Raw genomic sequence first — 19,483 nt, 5'->3', positions numbered from 1 at the left:
CCCTTTTTACTTCATTGGTTAATCACATCACTGATTTCCCAAAATTTCCATCGCGGCCGCCGTCATAGATGTCACGCCGGTTTCAATAGTGTTTTCATAGTCCGGACCAAAGAGCCCTGAATGAAGCGATGGCAAACCCGGACCGCCATTCTGTGACGCCACATACTGCTCTTCAGAAATTGCGCCGATCCAGAACAACATGCCCGGAATGTTCTCTTCGGTTCGCGCATAGCGGCTAAAATCTTCACCGCCCATCACCGGAGACAAAATACGCACAGACTCGTCGCCAAGCGTTGCGCGGAGTGCGCCGCCAATGCGCTCGGAGAGGTCGGGGTCATTGAAGGTCGCTGGCGTATAATCCGGATCGACAAAGAATTCAGGCTCCGGCGCACCAAAGGCTTCGGCCTGCCCACGCGCAATACGCTCAATGCCGCTCAGCAGCGTTTCACGCACATCATCGCCATATGAGCGCACAGTCAGCTGCAAATGCGCCTCGTCCGGAATGACGTTATGTTTGTGGCCCGCGGTGATCGCGCCGACCGTGACAACGGCCGGGTCTTGAGGGTTCACATTACGGGAAACAAGCGTTTGCAGCGCGGTCACCGTATGCGCAGCAATCACAACAGGGTCGATTGTCGTATGCGGATACGCACCGTGGCCGCCTGCGCCGTGGATAGTGATGTCAACGCTATCTACGTTGGCCATAGCAAAGCCAGGCACATAGCCGACAGTCCCAGCGGGCATGGATGAATTCACATGGAGCGCGAGGTTATAATCCGGCACAGGAAAGTCATTGAACAGCCCCTCTTCCAGCATGGCCTGCGCACCGAGCCCGAGCTCCTCGGCTGGCTGCAGGATCATTATCAGAGTGCCAGACCACTCATCACGGCGGTCAACAAGATTACGCGCTGTGCCCAGCCACGAGGTCATATGGATGTCATGGCCGCAAGCGTGCATGACAGGCCCCTCAACACCCGTCCACGAGGTCGCGACCTGTTCAGACGCAAAGCTGAACCCGGTTTGTTCAGGCACCGGGAGTGCATCCATATCAGCGCGAATGAGCAGCGTCGGCCCATCACCATTCTCCATAACGCCTACGACGCCATAGCCACCGACATTCTCACGAACGACGCCCTGTTCGCGCTCTGCCTTCGCACGAACCCAGTCATCGCCCAGCCCGGTCGTCACATTAAAGCCGAGGCTTTCCAGCTCACGCGCGAGGAGCGCTGACGTATTCACTTCCTGAAGCGACAGTTCGGGATTGGCGTGGAGGTGCTGATAGACCGAGATCAGATCAGCGCCTGTTTCAATTTCCTGCGCGAACGCAGGCTTCAGTCCGGCAAGGCTCAAAGCCAGCGCGCTGCCGAGTAGATAGGTGTTTTTCATGATTCAGCCCTCGAAATACATGCACGCAGAGGACCACGCAGCGGCGACAGGTTCAAGTAGGGCCGCTGTAGGAGCGAGAACACGCCAATCTAAAAATTACCCTGACGTAATTTGACTCCACGTCGCACTCGCGCGACACATGTCGCACACTTTAAATGAGTCGCACTATGAAACCCACAGATACCGAGCTCACACTGCTCCGCCCGCTCTGGCAATCTCGCCGCCTGAGCGCGCGTGAAATTCACGACGCAACCGAGGCAAGCACGGGATGGTCTTTCTCATCCACTCGTAAGACGCTGGACCGGATGGTGGATAAAGGGCTGATCGCCATTGAAATGGTGCATGGCATAAAAACCTTTATCCCAACGACACCTAAGCTTTCGGTTCTGGCGAGCCTGATAGGTGACTTCTCGAAAAACATTCTCGGCTCGGACCAGCCCCTGCCGGCTGCGGCCTTTGTTGGAAGCTCCCTCATCTCGGACGACGAAATCGACGAACTAGAAGACCTGCTGAAAGACCTGAACGAGAAGGATGCGCAGTTATGATCGCGATACCCGCTCTCGTTCTAGTCTGCGCCATCATTCCTTTTGCATGGTCGGGCCTGCTCGCTGCCCTGCGGAGGTTTACTCCTGCACCATGGCGCTCGGAAAGCTTCGAAAAGACGGTTCTTTTTTCGATGATCATTGCCCCTGTTCTGGGGTTTGCCGCACTAAAGCTCGCGCCGACGCTCGCCATGTCGCAATTGCCGCTTCCGGAACTTGCTTATTATTTCGGCGGCAATCAGGAGATCCTGCCAAGCGCACCTGTGAGAGAAAGCGTCCACCTGAACTTCGGGCCGTTCATCGCGCCCGCTCTCGGCATGCTTTATCTCGGAGGCTTACTCTCGAACGCCTCAAAACTTGCCCAGCGCATTACGCACATGGTGACCGTCGAACGACGTAGCGTACCGCATGAAAGCGTATTTCTTACAGATGCGCCGATTTCAGCGATCACAACGCTGAGCGGCAAGATCATAATCTCCGAAGCGCTGTTCCGTGGTCTCTCAAAGCCACAGATCGACATGATCATCGCGCATGAAGCCGCTCACCGAAGCCGGCAGGACGCCGTCTGGTTTCTCTGCCTTTCTGTGATCGACTGTCTGTTCTGGCTCAATCCGTTCGTGCGTCACCAGACAGAACGCTGTCGCCACGCCGCAGAACTCGCATGTGACGCTGACGTCACACGCACCTCCATGCCCAGCGCTTATGCAGAAACTCTTCTCATCGCGTTGAAGCATTCCGCCGGAAACGCACTGCCATGCGCTCCGGCGGTCTTCTCACAAGGACCTAAAGGAGATTACCGAATGAGAATTACCCGAATAATGCAGCCCGGACCTTCAACTGGCAAGACACTCCCGCGCGTTGCGGCCTTAGCGTCCGCGATGATGCTTCTGCCTCTCGCCGGCGTCCAGCTTGCGCTGGCGGATGAAACATCCACTGCACCATTCGAACTTGCATTCCTGCCGACAGAAGGCCGCCTGACGTCCAGTTTCGGGCCACGGGTCCATCCGATCACGCGTGAAGCTGCCTTCCACCGCGGCATGGATATTGGCGCAGCCACGGGCACGCCCGTGCGCGCTCCGGCTGCTGGCACCGTCGTCTCGGCGGAGACCCAGGGTGCCTATGGGCTGATGGTAACAATCGACCATGGCAATGGCATTCGCACACGTTATGCCCAGCTAGACACAGCGAGCGTATCTGCAGGTGATCGCGTCAGCGTTGGTGCTTCAATCGGTACAGTCGGCGCGAGTGGTCAGGCGACCGGTCCTCACCTTCATTTTGAGGTCTGGAATGGCAGTGAAGCGCTGAACCCGAGCGATTATCTGGCGCGCTAACGAAAGAGGCTCTACCAGCACGGCAGAGCCTCTTCTTTTTTAGCGTTGAACGGTCAGATTACTGCCCGCCACCAAAACGCTCCGTCCATTCAGCGACCTGAGCATCTTCAATCTTGGAGAAGAGCACGTCAGGTGGTGAGATTTCCATCCCGTGCGGAAGTGCATCCAGCAGGTTCTCATCATCAGGATTTGGCATTTTGCGGTTCTCTTCCGGAATGCCCAGAGCATCGAGAATTTTCGCAGCCGCTGTCGGGATAAACGGCTGAGCCAGAATACCAAAGAGCGCTACAAGATTGAGGCCCGTGCGCACGCCAACAGCCGCCGCATCAACGTCATTCTTGTATTTCACCCAAGGCTCAGCGCGTGTGAGATACTCGTTGCCCGCCGCCCAGATGGCACGCGTTTCTGCAGCAGCTTTGCGGAACTCCATCTCCTCATAATGCTGCATCAGCGTTTTGAGACGGGTCTTGAGCTCCGCTTCCATCCACGCTTCGTCTTCGCCCGGTGCGCCAGCGGCTGGCAGCTGACCATCGAACTTGGATTTGCAGTATTTGGTGATGCGGTTCACGAAATTACCGAGCACGTTGGCGAGGTCAGAGTTCACCGCAGCCTGGAAACCTTCCCAGGTGAAGGCAGCATCAGAGCCTTCCGGCGCGTTCGCCATCAAGTACCAGCGCCAGTAATCTGCCGGCAGAAGCTCCAGCGCCTGATCCATGAACACGCCGCGGTTCATAGAAGTGGAGAACTTGCCGCCATACCATGTGACCCAGTTGAACGCCTTGAGACGGTCCACCAGCTTCCACGGCTCGCGTGAGCCGATCATTGTCACAGGAAAGCTCACCGTGTGAAACGCGACGTTGTCCTTGCCCATGAACTGGACATAGGTTACGTCGTCAGCGCCTTTGTCGGTGCGCCACCAGCGCTCCCACTCTTCCGGCTTTCCAAGCTTTTCGGAATATTCCTGCGTCGCGCCGATATATTCGATCGGTGCGTCGAACCAGACATAGAAAACCTTGTCCTCAAAGCCTTCGCGCACCTTACCTTCGTAAGCGACCGGAATACCCCAGGAGAGGTCTCGCGTAATCGCGCGATCTTGCAGACCTTCATCCAGCCACTTCAAAGCGATGGATTTCGCCAGTTGCGGCCACTCCGTGGAGGCTTCTACCCACTCACGGATATCATCCTGCATTTTAGACTGCAGGAGGTAGAGATGGGTCGTGTCACGGATTTCGATATTGGTAGAACCGGAAACGGCTGAGTACGGGTTCTTCAGCTCGACCGGATCAAGCAGACGTCCGCAATTGTCACACTGGTCGCCGCGCGCTTTTTCGAAATCGCAATGCGGGCATGTGCCTTCAACATACCGGTCCGGCAGGAAGCGGCCGTCATCGATGGAATAGACCTGCTTCTCGGTGCGTTCTTCAAGCAGGCCACGCTCTTCAAGAACATGCGCGAAATGCTGTGTCAGCGCAGCGTTCTGAGACGAAGACGAACGGCCAAAATGATCATAGCTCAGCGTGAAGCCTTCACCTGCGGCTCGCTGAATTTCATGCTGTTCATCACAGTAAGCCTGAACCGGCACATCATCTTTCTGCGCAGCCAATTCAGCAGGCGTGCCATGTTCATCCGTCGCACAGATATAGAGAACTTCATGGCCCTGAAGGCGCTTGAAACGCGCATAGACGTCAGCTGGCAGCATTGAACCAGCAAGATTGCCGAGATGCTTGATGCCATTGATGTAAGGGAGCGCGGAAGTGATGAGGATGCGTGCCATGTGCCCGTCTGATTTCTTATCTTGCGTGGAGACGCAGGAAGCCCTGAGTCGTCAAAGGCTCTCTTTAACGCGCAAGTGCGCCGTAGGAAACGGCTAAAGCGTAGAAATGTCGGCACTGCGCCCGGCACGTTATGGCCTTACACTTGTCGCAATTCTGGGCTTTTCTCTTGCTCGATGAAAAAGGGTTGAAGCCTTTGGAGTGGGGAAACACTTATGATCAAACTCAACACGATACTTTTAACAGCTTGCGTGCTCTCGCTCGCGGCATGTGGCGGATCAGAACCGGAGAGAGAATTCCGTCCGCTCTCGCGAATTTCGCCCGCCCCTGAGTCTTCCTATGCTGTAACGGAAGATAGCGCGCTCGATCTATCTGCAGCTGCGTCATCTGGTAATGTCAGTGCTACAGACAGCGTGCCTCAGCGCGCCGGTCGTTTCCTTGCTTATACTCACAACCGTACTATCAGCGTTCCAACAGACCGTCTTCGTGATCTGCTGGAAACCCACATGACGCAATGCGAAGACGCGGGGCCTGAGAACTGTCTCGTCACCAATTCAAACGTGCACGGCCTTGAAACTAACTATGCGTCGGGAAATCTGGCGCTGAAGGCGTCGCCGGACTGGGCAATTCCGTTTCTGGAAGGCTTGCCGGAAAGCCTCGGTGAGTTCAATTCAAACGTCTACGCTTCAAGCACATCGACGGTCGATCTGACCGCGCAGATCATTGATACGGATGCCCGTCTGGAGGCACAAACCACGCTACGTGACCGGCTGCAGCAATTACTGGAAAGCCGGGATGGCGATCTCGGAGAGCTGCTCTCTGTGGAACGGGAATTGGCGCGCGTTCAATCCGAACTCGACAGCTATGAATCTCAACTCGCTAACCTCCGCCAGCGCGTTTCAATGTCAGATATCAACCTGTCCTACGACGCCCGCGTCTCGCCGACATCCCAATCTGTCTGGCGGCCTGTCACCGAAGCGTTTGGAGATTTCTTCCGGAATGTCGCATTTGCGCTTAGCTCCATCGTGACAATTCTGGCGTTCGTACTGCCTTGGCTGCCTGTGGTTGTCGGTCTAATCTGGCTCTTCATGTTCTTCTTCCGCAAAGCCTTCCGGAAGAAGAAAACAACAGACGCACCTGTCACAACAGATAAGGGCGACGCCTAACGCCGCCCCTGACAAAATAAAGACTGGGAGCGCTTATGGGTAAGCGCTCTCGCCATGCGTATTTGTATCGAGCCCCTGATCTTCAGTCTGCTCGTCGACGCGAAGCCCGCCCGTAAGTTTCACCACGAACAAAATTGCGAAGCTGGCAATCGCGGACCAGAGGCATACAGCGACGACACCCGTCGCTTGCGCCATAAATGCGCTCACGACGCTGTCTTCACCAAGTCCCGGCGCAAGCGGCCCAAGCGCGGCAACAAACGGGATAATCAGCGTACCAAGAATGCCGCCCACACCATGGACCGCAAACACATCGAGGCTGTCATCGAATTTGAGACGATTTCGGATCAGCACGACAGCGTAATAACAAATGATCGCCGCGAGGAAGCCGATGATCAAAGCACCGGCTGGCCCAACTGATCCCGCTGCAGGCGTGATGGTCGCAAGACCGGCAACCATACCCGTACAAATGCCTACGAGCGTCGGCTTACGGAACTGGATCCACTCAATCATCATCCAGACGAGCGAAGCTGTAGCTGCGGAGATATGCGTCACAAGCATGGCTTGGGCTGCGCCACCATTCGCACCGAGCGCCGACCCAGCGTTAAATCCGAACCAGCCGACCCAAAGCATTGATGAGCCGATCATCACCAGAACAGGTGCGTGTGGTGGATGCATGTCGTGACCGAAGCTTTTGCGCTTTCCGAGCATCGCGACGAATACGAGCGATGAAATGCCCGCTGTCGCGTGAACGACAAGGCCGCCAGCAAAATCACGAACGCCCATATCCGCAAGCCAGCCGCCGCCCCAAACCCAGTGGCACACTGGTGCGTACACAACGAGAATCCAGATCGCAGAGAATTTCAGCACCGCATCAAAGCGAACGCGCTCGACAAAACTACCGACAATCAGCGCAGGCGTGATGATCGCAAATGTCATCTGGAACATAAAGAAGAGCGGTTCCGGTATCGTACCAGTCATGCTCTCGCCCGTGACGCCACTCAGCATGGCGCGGGAGAGACCTCCCCACCACTGCCCTGCTCCATCGGCCGCGCCATTGCCGTCTCCAAACGCGATGGAATAACCGACGACAAGCCAGATAACAGACATCAGACAGGCAATCGCAAAGCAGTGCATCAAAACCGAAAGCACGTTGATTGACCGCACGAGACCGCCATAAAAAAGCGCAAGACCCGGCAGCGTCATGAAGAGCACTAATGCTGTTGAAGTAAGTATCCAGGCTGTGTCGCCTGTGTCGGCGTAAGCAGCGCCTGAAAATGCCGTGATGACGCCACACGCCAACACGGCTCGCACCGCATAACGCAGCGCAAGTCCGAAACGACCCATCGTTGAGCCTCCCCAATATTATCGGGCCCGCCATTGAGCCCGTTTTCGTTTTTTTCAGGGTGACATCGGTACGATACAGAATTGCGCGCGCGCAAGCCAGTTGAGGCCTGCGCGGTGAAAAATTTCATTGAAGGTGGAAATTCCCCCCGACATTTGCGCCGGAGGCAAATCAGGCGGTTGGCGGCACCGGAATAAATCGGAGGTCTACCTTGCGGCGCATAATCAACGGCTCACCAGAGTCAGAGACAGCACCTTCCTGCCCGCGCGCACTCATCTGGATGGTGTTCGCGACAACGCCGCGTTCTTGCAGGTAAGCCATCGCATGTTCTGCGCGTTGTTCAGATAGATGATAATTGAAGTCGGCCTGACCAGAAGAATCGCTGAAGCCAACCACTTCGATCTGGGCAAGCTCGCAATGCTCCACCCTGCTGACAGCCTGATTCAACAAATCCTCTGCGAATTCGTTCAGCTCATACTGTGATTGTGCGAAGTAAACTGAAACTTCGACAGGAGCGCACGCCTTCTCCATATCTTCGCGGATGGATTGTTCCGCGAGACTATGAACTCCGAAGGTGGATGCTGCGATGGCCGCAGCGACGGTAAGTAAGCGTGCTGTCTGTTTCATAATTGCCTCCAACCCATTGGGCCGTACTGAAATAATGAATGAACAACCCGATTGTTCCGAGGCGCAAATGTGGCAATCTCGGGATAGTTATAAACAGCTGAATCGGCTCCAGAAAAAATTTCTGAAAAACAGTTGTTAGAAGCACTTGCCAGACCCGATCAAACTCGGTAAGACGCGCGCTCTTTACCAGTGCCGGCTTAGCTCAGTTGGTAGAGCAGTTGATTTGTAATCATCAGGTCGCGGGTTCGACTCCTGCAGCCGGCACCACTTTCTCCCAAGAGAAAATACATTCCCTTTCAGGGGCTTAAGCGCCGGGCGCGCTCGAGGTCCTCAGGCGTATTGATATTGAAGAACCGCAGATCGTCAGCCGCGAAGCTCACGCGAGCTGCTCCAATGTACGACGCAATACGGTGCAGAGCGCGTTCACCAGAACCAATCAAAGTATTCACGTCGGGCGCAAGGCCTGCTCGCCACACACCGAATGCAGGCTGAAGCCGGTCTCCGGTCTCCGCAAGAACTACCTGGTGGGGCGCTGCGTCCAATTCGACCAAAAGAGCGTCAGAAAGCGTGGATTTAAAAAACGGCGCATCGACAGGAGTTGTCACAATAACAGAATCCTCACCATAGCGCTCACTGGCATAGGCCAGAGCAGCAGAAAGAGCGCCCGCTGGACCTATCATCTGACCGTCAATCAGATGGTCGGCGAGCCAGATAATGTCACCATCCTGTTCTAGCCAGTGCGGCTGTCGCGGAGACACAAAAACAATCTCATCTGCAATTGCGGAGAGCTCACGCTGAATGCGCCTCCATAACGGCTCGCCATCATACTCGATAAGTGCCTTAGAGACCCCACCGAGACGACGCCCCTCGCCCCCCGCAAATATGACCCCGAAACGTTTCATATTTCCGGCTTACCTGCCGTCCGGACCGGATACAATCAGAAACGGAAGGCAGTATACCGAACGCCTGAATCAAAATCGACCGCAGAACCTTTCAGAGTTCCACGGCCGGAATTTGAATTTGTAATCGTTGAGGCTAAGACGCCGCCACTTTCGTTGAGCGTCCCAGCATGAATAGCGCAACGAGCGCGAAGAGCGAGCCTAGCCCCATCACGACAGAGACCGTGAGGAGTCCCTGGCCGCTACTGAACAACAGACCTGCAATGACAGGCCCCAGAGCAGCACCACCGCGACCGATGCCGATAACGAGACCTGTACCGCCAGCACGGACATCGGCAGGGAAGTAATTGGCGATCAGCGCGTAGAGACCAACCACACCGGAATTTGTGCAGAAACCAGCAATGGCCGAGATGATTGCGAGTCCCATAATGCCCGACTGGCCCAGACCAAACACGCTGACGAATACGAAGGACAGCGCAAGACCGATCATTGTCAGAATACGCACGTCTGCTTTGCGCGAAACAATGCCGAGCAGGATGCTGCCGGTCGCACCCCCAATATTTGCCCAAACAAGCACATTGCCCGCTTCAGACGGGTGAAAGCCCATATCCACGACCAGCTTCGGAATCCATTTCAGGATGTAGTAGAAGGTCATGATATGCGCGAAATACGCCGCAGTCAGAAGTATCGTGATCATCGCAAGTGGCTTGCCGAAAAGGCGCTTTAATCCGCCACCGGAAGCTTTGGCTTCGCTCATATCCGGAAGGCTTTCAATAGCCTGATGTCCGAGACGCTTCAGGATAGCATTGACCTTCGCAAGCGCATTGGCGGGCTTGCGCGCGACAAGCGACGACACGGACTCCGGAAGCCCGAAATACACGATCGGGAACATCGCTGCCGTCATAATGGAGCCGAAAATGAATACGGCGCGCCAGTCATACGACTTGAGAAGCTCGGAAGCGATCGCACCTCCGATAATCGCCCCAATCGGATATCCCGCTGCCATAATGGTGACGTTCATCGACCGGTATTTATCGTTCGAAAATTCGGCTACCAGCGCATTGGTACAGGCAAGCATGCCACCAATGCCGAGGCCGGTGAACAGGCGATATCCAGACAGTACCTGAACATTCGGTGCAGTCGAGGCAAGGTACATCCCCGTCGCCATAACGCCGAGACTTGCCAGCACAATCGGGCGTCGGCCGATCTTATCCGCAACCTGTCCCAGAATGATGGAACCGATCGACATACCGATCAGCTCCATGGACAGGACAATGCCAAGTGCCGCACGGTCTATTCCCCATTCAGAAGAGATCCCAGGCGACGCAAAACTGATCGACAGGACGTCAAAACCGTCCAGACCGTTGAGAAGAACACAAATGGCAATCGCTAGCATTTGCGCCCCGCCCATCTTCTCTTTTGCGAGAATTTCCGCAGGTTGTTGTGACATAGCTTCCTCCCAGAAGCGGGCCTTCCCTTTTAAAGAAGGCCCTTTTGTTTGTTTGTATCACACGTATTTTTTGTCGATTACGCCGACACCAGCATAAGCGCATCCAACGCATCTACGCCCTGCCCGATAGGGCGCGCAATCACCGGATTGAGATCAATCTCCTGAATACGCGCTTCGCTCAGCATCAATGCGCCCATACGCACAACCGCATCGGCGATCGCGTCGAGATCAACGGGTTGAGCACCTCGGAACCCGGTCAACAAAGGCGCGCCTTTCAGCTTCAGGATTTCGCCCTTCACCGCATCATGAGACAGGTCGGGCGCGAGTACGCGGAAGTCCTTCAGAACCTCAGCTGATACACCGCCGAACCCAATCAGAATGACAGGCCCCCATTGCGGGTCACGTTTGGCGCCGAGGATCAGCTCAACACCTTTGCCGCTCATGCTCTCGATGAGCACGCCATCCAAGTTCATACCCGGTGCGTAGGCTTCGATATTCTTCGCCATCTGGTCAAAAGCAGCCTCAACTTCGGCCGCAGAATTCAGATTAAGCAGCACGCCGCCCGCATCGCTCTTGTGAGAGAGTTCGCTGGATTGCGCCTTCATCACCACCGGATAGCCAAGCTTTTCAGCCGCCGCTGAAGCCTCAGCTGCGGTGGTTGCAAGCTCGCCATTCGGGAACGCAATGCCCGCGCCGCGCAGAATGTCCTTGCTTTTGTATTCTGGAATGACCCCAGCACCAGACGGCAGCGAGACGTTCACCGATTGAGGCGACGCACCGGTGTCTTTCGCTTTCGCAGCTTCCGTCATTCGGGCAATCGCGCGAATAGCACGCTCGGCTGTCGGGAAGCACGTAACACCAAGGCTCCGAAGCTTATCCAGATACTCTTTCGGCACATCAGCGCCTTCATCGAGACCCGAATAGATCACGGGACGATCTGGTTTGATCGTCTCAATCGCATTGATGATAGACGGCAGTTTAGCCGAAGTCGTTTTCACATCCGTCTGAATGATTCCGAGCAGCACACAGCCAACCCGGTCATCGGACAAAAGCGCATCAATGCTCCGGCGATAAAGGTCTGGGTCAACCAGAGCCTGCGCCGTCAGGTCGACAGGGTTAGACACCGGCACAAAGTCAGGCATAGCGGCACGGAGCGCTGGCGTGTCATCGTCCGTCAGAACTGGAAGCTCGAGGCCAACCTCTTCTGCCAGATCAAGAGAAAGCGCCTTAAACGCACCTGACTCGGTCAGAACGACAGTGCCGCCTTCGCCGAAATTCGGCGCACGCATTGCGACATCTGCGAGGTCACCCAGCTGCTCCAGACTGTCTGCCATGATAACGCCCGCATGTTCTACAAGCGTGCGCATCACAGCATAGTCACCGGCCATCGCACCCGTATGGGTGGCTGCTGACTCGCGGGCCGCTTCACTCTTGCCCGGGTGAAGCAAAATGATTGGCTTGCCAATCTCACGAGCCCGTACCGCGAGGTCCAGAAAAGCCTTAGGATGACGGAATTGCTCCACGATCATCGCAATCGCTTTTGTCTTAGGATCATCCAGAAGATATTCGATATAGTGCTGAACGCCAGTCGCCGCTTCGTTGCCTGTTGAGACAGACAAGGTCACGCCCAGATTCTTGCTCGCCAGTGTGGTGCTGAGAACCGCCGCCATAGCGCCGGACTGAGACACGATCGCAACGCCCTCGCCATTGTGCAGCTCGGCTGCGGGGGTCTGCACGAACGTCAGCGCCACGCCATCGCGGTTGTTGACGAATCCCAGACAGTTTGGCCCTTCAACGGCAACGCCGTATTCACGGGAAATGCGAGCAATTTCTTCCTGTTCGCGCAGGCCTTCTTCACCACCCTCAGCAAACCCCGCTGAAAAGATGACAGCACCGCCGACACCTTTCTCAGCCAGTTCACGAAGTGCAGGCAGAACACCCGCTTTTGGAATGGACATGACGGCCGCATCAATGCCGTCCGGCAATTCCGAGATGGCATTAACACATGGGCGACCGTTGATATCGGAACGCTTAGGGTTCACGAGGTGAATATCACCCTTAAAGCCACCACGTTCCAGATTCTCCAGCACCGACGCGCCAAGCGCACCCGGCGTTGGCGATGCACCAACGATCACAACCGATTTCGGCTGCAAAAGGCGATCGAGATCGATCGCCTTGCCTGCAGAATTATCTACGGACGCCATAGGACTAAGCCTTTTGATGCTTGGATTTGTCGTACGCGCCGAGACCTGGCTTGTACGTCTTGTCGTCGATGAACTGTTTGATGCCTTCTTTTCGGCCATCATTGTCGTAAGAGTTCGCCGCTTCCTGGGCACGAACAAGGAAGTCTTCCGCATTGTCGTAAGTCATTTCGCTTACACGGCGGATCGCATCTTTTGTCGCCTTCAGAGCAACAGGGTTCTTTTCGAGCAGAACTTTAGCAACTTCAGTTACGCGGTCCTTCAGCTTTTCCAGTGGCAGACTCTCATTCACGAGGCCCCATTCTGCAGCGGTCTTACCGTCTACATTCTCACCCATCATGGAGTGATACATCGCGCGGCGGAAGCTCATCAGCTCAACAGCAATCTTTGTTGCGCCGCCGCCCGGCAGAATGCCCCAGTTGATTTCGGAGAGGCCGAACTGGGCTTCGTCTGCACAGAAAGCGAGGTCGCACGCGAAGAGCGGACCGTAACCGCCACCAAAGCACCAGCCGTTGACCATAGCGATGGTCGGCTTCTGGAACCAGCGAAGGCGACGCCACCAACCGTAAGATTCGCGCTGCGCCTGACGCGTTGCGCCAAGGCCCTGAGCTTCCGTTTCACGGAAATACTCTTTCAGGTCCATGCCTGCCGTCCAGGCAGAACCTTCACCGGTCAGAACAACGGCACCGACGTCATCACGGAACTCGATTTCATCAAGAACACGCATCATCTGGCGGTTCAGTTTCGGGCTCATGCAGTTACGCTTTTCAGGGCGATTGAATGAGACCCAGGCAATGTTGTCTACGATTTCGTATGCAACTGTATCTTCTTCTGCGCGCTCAGCAGTCATGGTTCGTTTCCTACATCTAATAATTATTGGGTTTGTTGCCGGGCGGAGTCCGCCCGGTATCAGAGAATTTCGGATCAGATCGGGTAGTGACCCGGCTCTGTTTCCATTGTGATCCAACGCAGCTCAGTGAATGCGTCGATGCCGGCTTTGCCGCCAAAACGGCCATAGCCTGACGCGCCGACGCCACCGAATGGCATTTGAGCTTCGTCATGAACGGTTGGACCGTTCACGTGGCAGATGCCTGATTTGATCTGGCGGGCAACTTTGACGCCGCGGGCTGCGTCTTTTGTAAAGACAGCTGCGGAGAGACCATACTCGGTGTCATTCGCAAGACGGATTGCCTCGGCTTCATCCTTGGCACGAATAACAGCAACCACCGGGCCAAAGCTCTCATCGCTATAGAGGTTCATCGCATTCGTGACCTTATCGACAATGGTCGCCGACATGATCACGCTGTCAGCTTTTCCGCCTGCCACGATGTCAGCGCCTTTGGATTGCGCGTCGTCGATGAGGCTGTTCACATGGCCGACCGTCTTCTGATCAACCACAGCGCCAAGCGGAGTGTTGCCTTCACGGGGATCGCCTGACGGCATGGAGCTGGCTTTGGCAGCGAAGCGTTTCACGAACTCGTTCGCAACCGCGTCCACAACGATAATTCGTTCCGTCGACATACAGATCTGGCCCTGATTCATATACGCGCCGAACGCAGCCGCTTTCACCGCTTCGTCCAGATCCGCATCATCCAGGATAACCAATGGTGCCTTACCGCCCAGCTCGAGCAGGCAAGGCTTGAGGTGTTCCGCCGCGCGCTTGGCGATAATTCTGCCCACTGATGTAGAGCCCGTGAAGTTGATACGCTTCACGGCAGGCGCATCAATGAGCGCTCCAACAACCTCGCCAGCATCTTCTGGCGCGTTGGTGACAACGTTTACGACGCCTTCCGGAAATCCTGCTTCCGCAAAGGCTTCGATGATCAGCTCATGCGTACGCGGGCTGACCTCAGACGCTTTCAGAATGACCGAGTTGCCGCAAGCAAGCGGCACGGCAATCGCGCGCACACCCAGAATGATGGGCGCATTCCAAGGCGCGATACCGAGAATTGTGCCAACAGGCTCACGAAGCGCCATAGCGATGCAGCCAGGCTTGTCGGAAGGAATCACTTCTCCGCCAATTTGAGTCGTCAGCGCAGCTGCTTCACGCACCATTCCGGCAGCGAGCATGAGGTTGAACATGGCCCAACCAGCTGTTGCTCCGATTTCGCCCATCATCGCTTCAACGAAATCATCTTTTCTGGCTTCCAGAGCGTCGGCCGCTTTGTTCAGTACGGCACGACGGGCGTTCGGCCCCATGGCGCCCCATCCAGCCTGTGCTGCCTGCGCTTTTTCAGCGACAGCGACAGCATCTGCCGGGGTCATCGCCTCGGCGCGGCTCGCAATTTCTCCCGTAATCGGGTTGACGCGCTCAAACTGCATCGATTTAGCTCCCTAAACATATTATTTTATTGCTATGAATAATAGCAGTACGATAAGCCTATAACCAATAGTATTGTGGTACGCAATGGTATTTGATCCGCTTCGTGAACTTCCGGGCTACGCCCTTCGTCGAGCATCCAACGCTTCTCTGTCGGAACTCACGCCAAAACTCGGCAAGCTGGGCCTTCGCGTGACCGAAGCGACCGTTCTGATTGCGATTAAAAACAACCCGCGCATCACCCAGAGCGAGATTGGCCGCATGCTCGGCATTGCCAGCGCGAACATCGCACCGATGATCGGGCGGCTGGACGGCCGCGATCTGTTAAAGCGAATCAGAGTCGATGGCAGGTCGCACGGGCTTGAGCTGTCGGAAAAAGGTGCCGACCTGACGGAAAAGGCCTTCAGCGTCGTCAAAAAGCACGAAGAGAAGATCAGCTCCTATATTCCTGACGAAATCAGGGAGCCGTTTATCAAAGCACTCAATAAGATGTGGGCTGATCACGATTGATCGCGGCTCGTAGCTGACAAACAAAAGCCCCGATCAGGAGATCGGGGCTTTTGTTTGGATCAGACCTCTTCAGGCCAATAAAGGCGCATCGGGTTGTCGATCAGCAGTTTACGCTGCAATTCCGGCGTCGGCGCAAGTCGCGGCAGGATGTTCACCAGCTTACCGTCATCTGGAATGTCATGCTGCATGTTCGGGTGTGGCCAGTCCGTGCCCCAAAGTACGCGATCCGGAAACTCCTCGACGAACGGTGCAATTGCCGCAACAAAATCATCAAATGGAGGTCCCTGATTGGACAGGCGTTCTGCACCGGACACTTTGGTCCAGAAATTATCATGGTCCTGAAGGAATTTCCTGAACGTCTGAACTTCCTTACCTTCGAAGCCTTCAGTCAGATCCGGGCGCCCCAGATGGTCCACAACCACTGTGGTCGGCAACGCCTCAAGAAACGGCGTAAGTTCTTCCAGAATATCAGCTTCAAAATAGACAATGACATGCCAGCCGAGAGGCTCAATCCGCTTGGCAATTTCAAGAAATTTGTCCTTAGGCGCGTCGTCCACCAAGCGCTTCAGGAAGTTAAAGCGGACACCTCGAATGCCACCCTCATGCAGCGCCTCAAGCTCTGAATCGGAAATCGCCGGATCTACGACGGCAACACCGCGCGCTTTTCCATCCGACTTCGCAATTGCATTCAGCGTTGAACTGTTATCCGTACCGTGACAGCTCGCCTGAACCACGATGTTCCTGGAAAAGCCCAGATGGTCGCGCAGTGCAAAAAGTTGCTCTGGGCCCGCATCGTCGGGAATGTATTTGGCTTTCGGGCTGAACGGGAATTCGGCCATGGGGCCAAAAACGTGACAGTGTGCGTCGATCGCGCCTTCAGGTGGCGTAAAGGTGGGCTTCGATGGATTCGAAGTCCAGGAAACAATACGATCAGTCATTAGACAAATACCTCTCCATCCATGAGTTTACGCGCCGTGCGGAGAAGCCCTGTGCGTACAACTGTCTCACCATCCCATTCCAGCTCTACTGTGAGCGATCCGGTCGGGTGCTCCACATCCACGCGGCACGGATTGACCTCGTCAAATTGCGCCATGCCTTTTGCTACGCTTTCGGGGAACATGCAGGCTGCCGCATCAGACGCCGCCGCCAGAACGCCCACAGCCTCATGCACACGGTGCGGGATAAACGTGCGAGTATTGATAATGCCACCATCGCGCGGCGGACTGATCAGGCACATTTTCGGGATGGTCTGGTCCGTGACATCCCCAAGCCCCATTAATTCGCCAGCCTTGAGACGAATGGATTCGATACGGTCTTTTAGCCCGGCGATTGCTTCAATCTCTTTTGGGTCTTCGTAGCCGGTGAGATCAAAATCAGATGCCCGCAGCATGACACTCGGCATGCCATTATCGACCAGGGTCACTTCCACCCCGTCAATCACATCAATCTGATTTCCGGTTGGCAGAAGCGCGCCACACTGCGCGCCAGCTGTGCCGTAATAGTTTTGCATGATTGGCGCATGAGTCCCCGGAACACCATCAATACGCGCATCCCCTTTATAAGTGACGCGCCCGCACGGCGTCTGCACGATAATATCTGCGCGCGAGTCCGAGTTCACCATGTAAATGCGAATCGTTGTTTCGCCGTCCTCAGCTTTGACGAGACCGCGCTCAATCGCAAACGGAGCAACAGCGGCAAGCATATTCCCGCAGTTCTGACTATCCGATACCGAGCCCGTGTCGGGCTGAACCTGCAGGAAGAGGTAGTCCACGTCGCTGTCATCACGTTCTGATGGAGAGACAACCGCGACTTTACTCGTCAAAGGGTGCGCGCCGCCCATGCCATCAATCTGGCGCGTGTCTGGGGAGCCCATAACGGCGGCAAGGAACTTGGCGCGCTCGTCCTTGTCTGACGGAATAGAGCTTTCCAGAAAGAACGCACCTTTTGACGTTCCTCCCCGCATCCACATGCACCGAACGCCATCAAACATATTTGAGACCCATCTGCTCGAGACGTGGACGCATGTCATAAATGTCCAGCCCGAGTTCACCGGCTGCAAGACGCTGGCGCTTCTCTTCTTCTTTTGCTTCTCGGTCGAGCGACTTTTTCAGTACGTCTTCGGCTTCTTCGCGGCGCACACACACGACGCCGTCATCATCAGCGACGATAATATCACCCGGACGCACATATTGATTTGCGCAAGTCACAGGGACATTCACTGAGCCAAGCGTGTTTTTGACAGTGCCCTGTGCGTAAACGGCCTTGGACCAGACCGGGAAGTCCATTTCCGTCAGATCGCGAATATCGCGTACACCGGCATCGATGATGAGACCGCGGCAGCCGCGCGCCATAGCCGATGTTGCAAGCAGGTCACCAAAATAGCCGTCTTCGCAAGGGCTGGTCGGCGCGAGCAGAAGAATGTCGCCTTCTTTCAGTTGTTCGATAGCGACATGGACCATCCAGTTATCACCCGGAGGCGATGAAATCGTTACAGCTGACCCGCCAATGCGTGCACCGGAATAGATCGGACGCATATAGCTCGCGAGCAGGCCCTTGCGTCCCTGAGCCTCATGAACCGTCGCGACGCCACATTTACCGAGCGCATCCACAATTTCAGGATCTGCCCGCTCGATATTCTGAACTACGACGTTGCTCATAAACTTCACTCCGGATCTTGGTTCTGTAGGGATGGCTACTCCTCGCGCGGGAGCTCCAGAAATACGAAGTATGCAAGTGCTATAAGTTTATGCTAACGGAGCTTATGGAACCATGGGATCTCAACCTTCGCCACCTTGCTGCTTTTCTGGAAACCTGCCGCAAAGGATCGGTCAATGCAGCGGCAAGCTCGGTCAGCCTGTCACAGCCCGCTGTGACGCAAGCTATTGCGCGTCTGGAGAGCCAATTGAAGCTGGCTCTCTTTGATCGACAAACAAATGGTATGAGGCCCACGGAGCCGGCCAGACAGTTTCATAGCCGCGTGGAGAGAGCGCTGAACTTTGTCGGCTCATCCCGTGTGACCAGCGCGCAGGCCAAGGCGTTCGTTGCACTGGCACGGGGCGGATCCTATGCAGAGGCCTCCGCCTTAACCGGCCTTGCGCCAGCAAGCCTTCACCGTTCGATTTCCGACCTTGAACTCGCGCTTGGCCGCGACCTCGTCGAGCGACGCGGGCGCGGTATCGAACTCACCAAACGAGGCCGTGAGACCGCCCGCCAGTTCAGACTAGCGCGGGCAGAGCTGAACGCCGGTCTGGACGAGCTTTCCATTTTCCGCGGAGAGAACGAAGCTCGCATTTCAGTCGGCGCCATGCCTTTGTGTCGGGCAAAACTCCTGCCTTCGGCCGTTGTGGAGTTTCAGAAATCTCGTCCATCCTCCGAGCTCGCAATCGCAGAAGGCTCATTTATGGAGCTGATTGAACCATTACGCGACGGTGAACTCGACCTGCTCATAGGTGCGCTACGAACCCCCTCGCCTGGGCCCGACGTCATCCAGACACCTTTGTTTGAAGACCATCCTGTCTTTCTCGGCCGACGCGATCACCCGCTTCGTCATAGAAGCGGCGCGGTGACCCTCGAAGAATTAACCGGCTATAGCTGGGTACTACCGCCAAGAGGCGTTCCCCTTCGTGAACAATGGCAGCGCCTCTTCGAACAGGATCGGCTCAAAGTGCCCGACATCCCTGTCGAAAGCGGGTCGGCGATGATTATCCGGCAGCTTCTTATGGAAACCAATTATCTGACCGTTCTATCGCCGGACCAGGTGGCGATTGAGCTTGAGGCAGGCTGGCTAGGTATTGTGGGCCGACCGCCCGAACAGCTGTCTCGTACAATTGGTATGTTTACACGCGCTGGCTGGTATCCGACTGAAATGCAGGAAGAGTTTGTGGATACGCTTAAAAAACATTCCGAACAGTCTGGTCACTGACGTTTTTGTAATTCG

17 protein-coding genes and 1 tRNA gene are annotated in these 19,483 nt (G+C 55.7%); 6 read left to right on the top strand and 12 right to left on the bottom strand.

The window, feature by feature from the left end:
* Nucleotides 1-27: 27 nt before the first annotated feature.
* Nucleotides 28-1,386 (bottom strand): amidohydrolase, encoded by a 1,359-nt coding sequence (locus tag P1U45_RS11660; RefSeq protein ID WP_301059224.1) that lies wholly within the window; start codon nt 1,384-1,386, stop codon nt 28-30.
* A gap of 167 nt (nt 1,387-1,553) precedes the next feature.
* On the opposite strand from P1U45_RS11660, the gene P1U45_RS11655 reads away from it, so the two are divergent.
* Nucleotides 1,554-1,931 (top strand): BlaI/MecI/CopY family transcriptional regulator, encoded by a 378-nt coding sequence (locus tag P1U45_RS11655; protein ID WP_301059223.1) that lies wholly within the window; start codon nt 1,554-1,556, stop codon nt 1,929-1,931.
* Entirely contained in the window at nt 1,928-3,259 is a 1,332-nt protein-coding gene (locus P1U45_RS11650) for a M23/M56 family metallopeptidase (RefSeq protein WP_301059222.1), read from the top strand. Before P1U45_RS11655 ends, P1U45_RS11650 begins: the two co-directional genes overlap by 4 nt.
* Before the next feature lie 58 nt (nt 3,260-3,317).
* On the opposite strand, the gene metG is transcribed toward P1U45_RS11650, so the two are convergent.
* Complete coding sequence (gene metG, locus P1U45_RS11645) at nt 3,318-5,033, bottom strand: methionine--tRNA ligase (protein WP_301059221.1); 1,716 nt, start codon at nt 5,031-5,033, stop codon at nt 3,318-3,320.
* 213 nt (nt 5,034-5,246) lie between these two features.
* On the opposite strand from metG, the gene P1U45_RS11640 reads away from it, so the two are divergent.
* Nucleotides 5,247-6,197: a DUF4349 domain-containing protein gene (locus tag P1U45_RS11640; protein ID WP_301059220.1), complete on the top strand. Its 951-nt coding sequence runs from the start codon at nt 5,247-5,249 to the stop codon at nt 6,195-6,197.
* Nucleotides 6,198-6,230: 33 nt separating this feature from the next.
* On the opposite strand, the gene P1U45_RS11635 is transcribed toward P1U45_RS11640, so the two are convergent.
* Both P1U45_RS11635 and P1U45_RS11630 read right to left on the bottom strand, forming a co-directional pair.
* Complete coding sequence (locus P1U45_RS11635; RefSeq protein WP_301059219.1) at nt 6,231-7,541, bottom strand: ammonium transporter; 1,311 nt, start codon at nt 7,539-7,541, stop codon at nt 6,231-6,233.
* A 169-nt stretch (nt 7,542-7,710) separates the two neighbouring features.
* Nucleotides 7,711-8,166 carry an OmpA family protein gene (locus P1U45_RS11630; RefSeq protein WP_301059218.1) on the bottom strand — a complete coding sequence of 152 codons (456 nt, stop codon included), beginning with the start codon at nt 8,164-8,166 and terminating at the stop codon, nt 7,711-7,713.
* Nucleotides 8,167-8,357: 191 nt separating this feature from the next.
* On the opposite strand from P1U45_RS11630, the gene P1U45_RS11625 reads away from it, so the two are divergent.
* Nucleotides 8,358-8,433 (top strand) — tRNA-Thr (locus P1U45_RS11625).
* Between the two features lie 29 nt (nt 8,434-8,462).
* Here the strand turns inward: P1U45_RS11625 and P1U45_RS11620 are convergent.
* The 5 genes from P1U45_RS11620 to P1U45_RS11600 all read right to left on the bottom strand — a co-directional run bounded on the left by P1U45_RS11620 (nt 8,463) and on the right by P1U45_RS11600 (nt 15,038).
* Nucleotides 8,463-9,068 (bottom strand): NTP transferase domain-containing protein, encoded by a 606-nt coding sequence (locus tag P1U45_RS11620; RefSeq protein ID WP_301059217.1) that lies wholly within the window; start codon nt 9,066-9,068, stop codon nt 8,463-8,465.
* Between the two features lie 133 nt (nt 9,069-9,201).
* Nucleotides 9,202-10,515: an MFS transporter gene (locus tag P1U45_RS11615; RefSeq protein ID WP_301059216.1), complete on the bottom strand. Its 1,314-nt coding sequence runs from the start codon at nt 10,513-10,515 to the stop codon at nt 9,202-9,204.
* A 77-nt stretch (nt 10,516-10,592) separates the two neighbouring features.
* Nucleotides 10,593-12,719: an acetate--CoA ligase family protein gene (locus P1U45_RS11610; RefSeq protein WP_301059215.1), complete on the bottom strand. Its 2,127-nt coding sequence runs from the start codon at nt 12,717-12,719 to the stop codon at nt 10,593-10,595.
* A gap of 4 nt (nt 12,720-12,723) precedes the next feature.
* The gene (locus P1U45_RS11605) at nt 12,724-13,566 is read right to left on the bottom strand and encodes a p-hydroxycinnamoyl CoA hydratase/lyase (protein ID WP_293609390.1); all 843 of its coding nucleotides are present in this window, start codon (nt 13,564-13,566) and stop codon (nt 12,724-12,726) included.
* A gap of 74 nt (nt 13,567-13,640) precedes the next feature.
* The gene (locus tag P1U45_RS11600) at nt 13,641-15,038 is read right to left on the bottom strand and encodes an aldehyde dehydrogenase (RefSeq protein ID WP_301059214.1); all 1,398 of its coding nucleotides are present in this window, start codon (nt 15,036-15,038) and stop codon (nt 13,641-13,643) included.
* 85 nt (nt 15,039-15,123) lie between these two features.
* Here P1U45_RS11600 and P1U45_RS11595 point away from each other — a divergent pair, with 85 nt between their 5' ends.
* Nucleotides 15,124-15,546: a MarR family winged helix-turn-helix transcriptional regulator gene (locus tag P1U45_RS11595; protein WP_293609388.1), complete on the top strand. Its 423-nt coding sequence runs from the start codon at nt 15,124-15,126 to the stop codon at nt 15,544-15,546.
* 59 nt (nt 15,547-15,605) lie between these two features.
* Here P1U45_RS11595 and P1U45_RS11590 read toward each other — a convergent pair whose 3' ends face one another.
* From P1U45_RS11590 to ligK, 3 genes are read right to left on the bottom strand one after another with little or no spacing between them, the layout of a single operon-like run.
* A complete protein-coding gene (locus tag P1U45_RS11590) occupies nt 15,606-16,484 on the bottom strand; it encodes an amidohydrolase family protein (RefSeq protein ID WP_301059213.1) in 879 nt (292 codons plus the stop codon).
* Entirely contained in the window at nt 16,484-17,515 is a 1,032-nt protein-coding gene (locus P1U45_RS11585) for a 4-oxalomesaconate tautomerase (RefSeq protein ID WP_366144997.1), read from the bottom strand. Before P1U45_RS11585 ends, P1U45_RS11590 begins: the two co-directional genes overlap by 1 nt.
* Before the next feature lie 13 nt (nt 17,516-17,528).
* Nucleotides 17,529-18,203: a 4-carboxy-4-hydroxy-2-oxoadipate aldolase/oxaloacetate decarboxylase gene (gene ligK / locus P1U45_RS11580; protein ID WP_301059211.1), complete on the bottom strand. Its 675-nt coding sequence runs from the start codon at nt 18,201-18,203 to the stop codon at nt 17,529-17,531.
* Nucleotides 18,204-18,292: 89 nt separating this feature from the next.
* Between ligK and P1U45_RS11575 the strand changes: the two genes are divergently transcribed.
* Nucleotides 18,293-19,468, top strand: coding sequence for a LysR family transcriptional regulator (locus P1U45_RS11575; RefSeq protein ID WP_301059210.1), 1,176 nt, complete (start codon nt 18,293-18,295; stop codon nt 19,466-19,468).
* Nucleotides 19,469-19,483: the final 15 nt, after the last annotated feature.

Source organism: Ponticaulis sp. (genome assembly GCF_029210165.1).
In the GTDB taxonomy this organism is placed as follows: domain Bacteria; phylum Pseudomonadota; class Alphaproteobacteria; order Caulobacterales; family Hyphomonadaceae; genus Ponticaulis.
The sequence above is the reverse complement of the archived record's forward strand: the minus strand, read 5'-3'. Positions and strand labels throughout refer to the sequence as shown.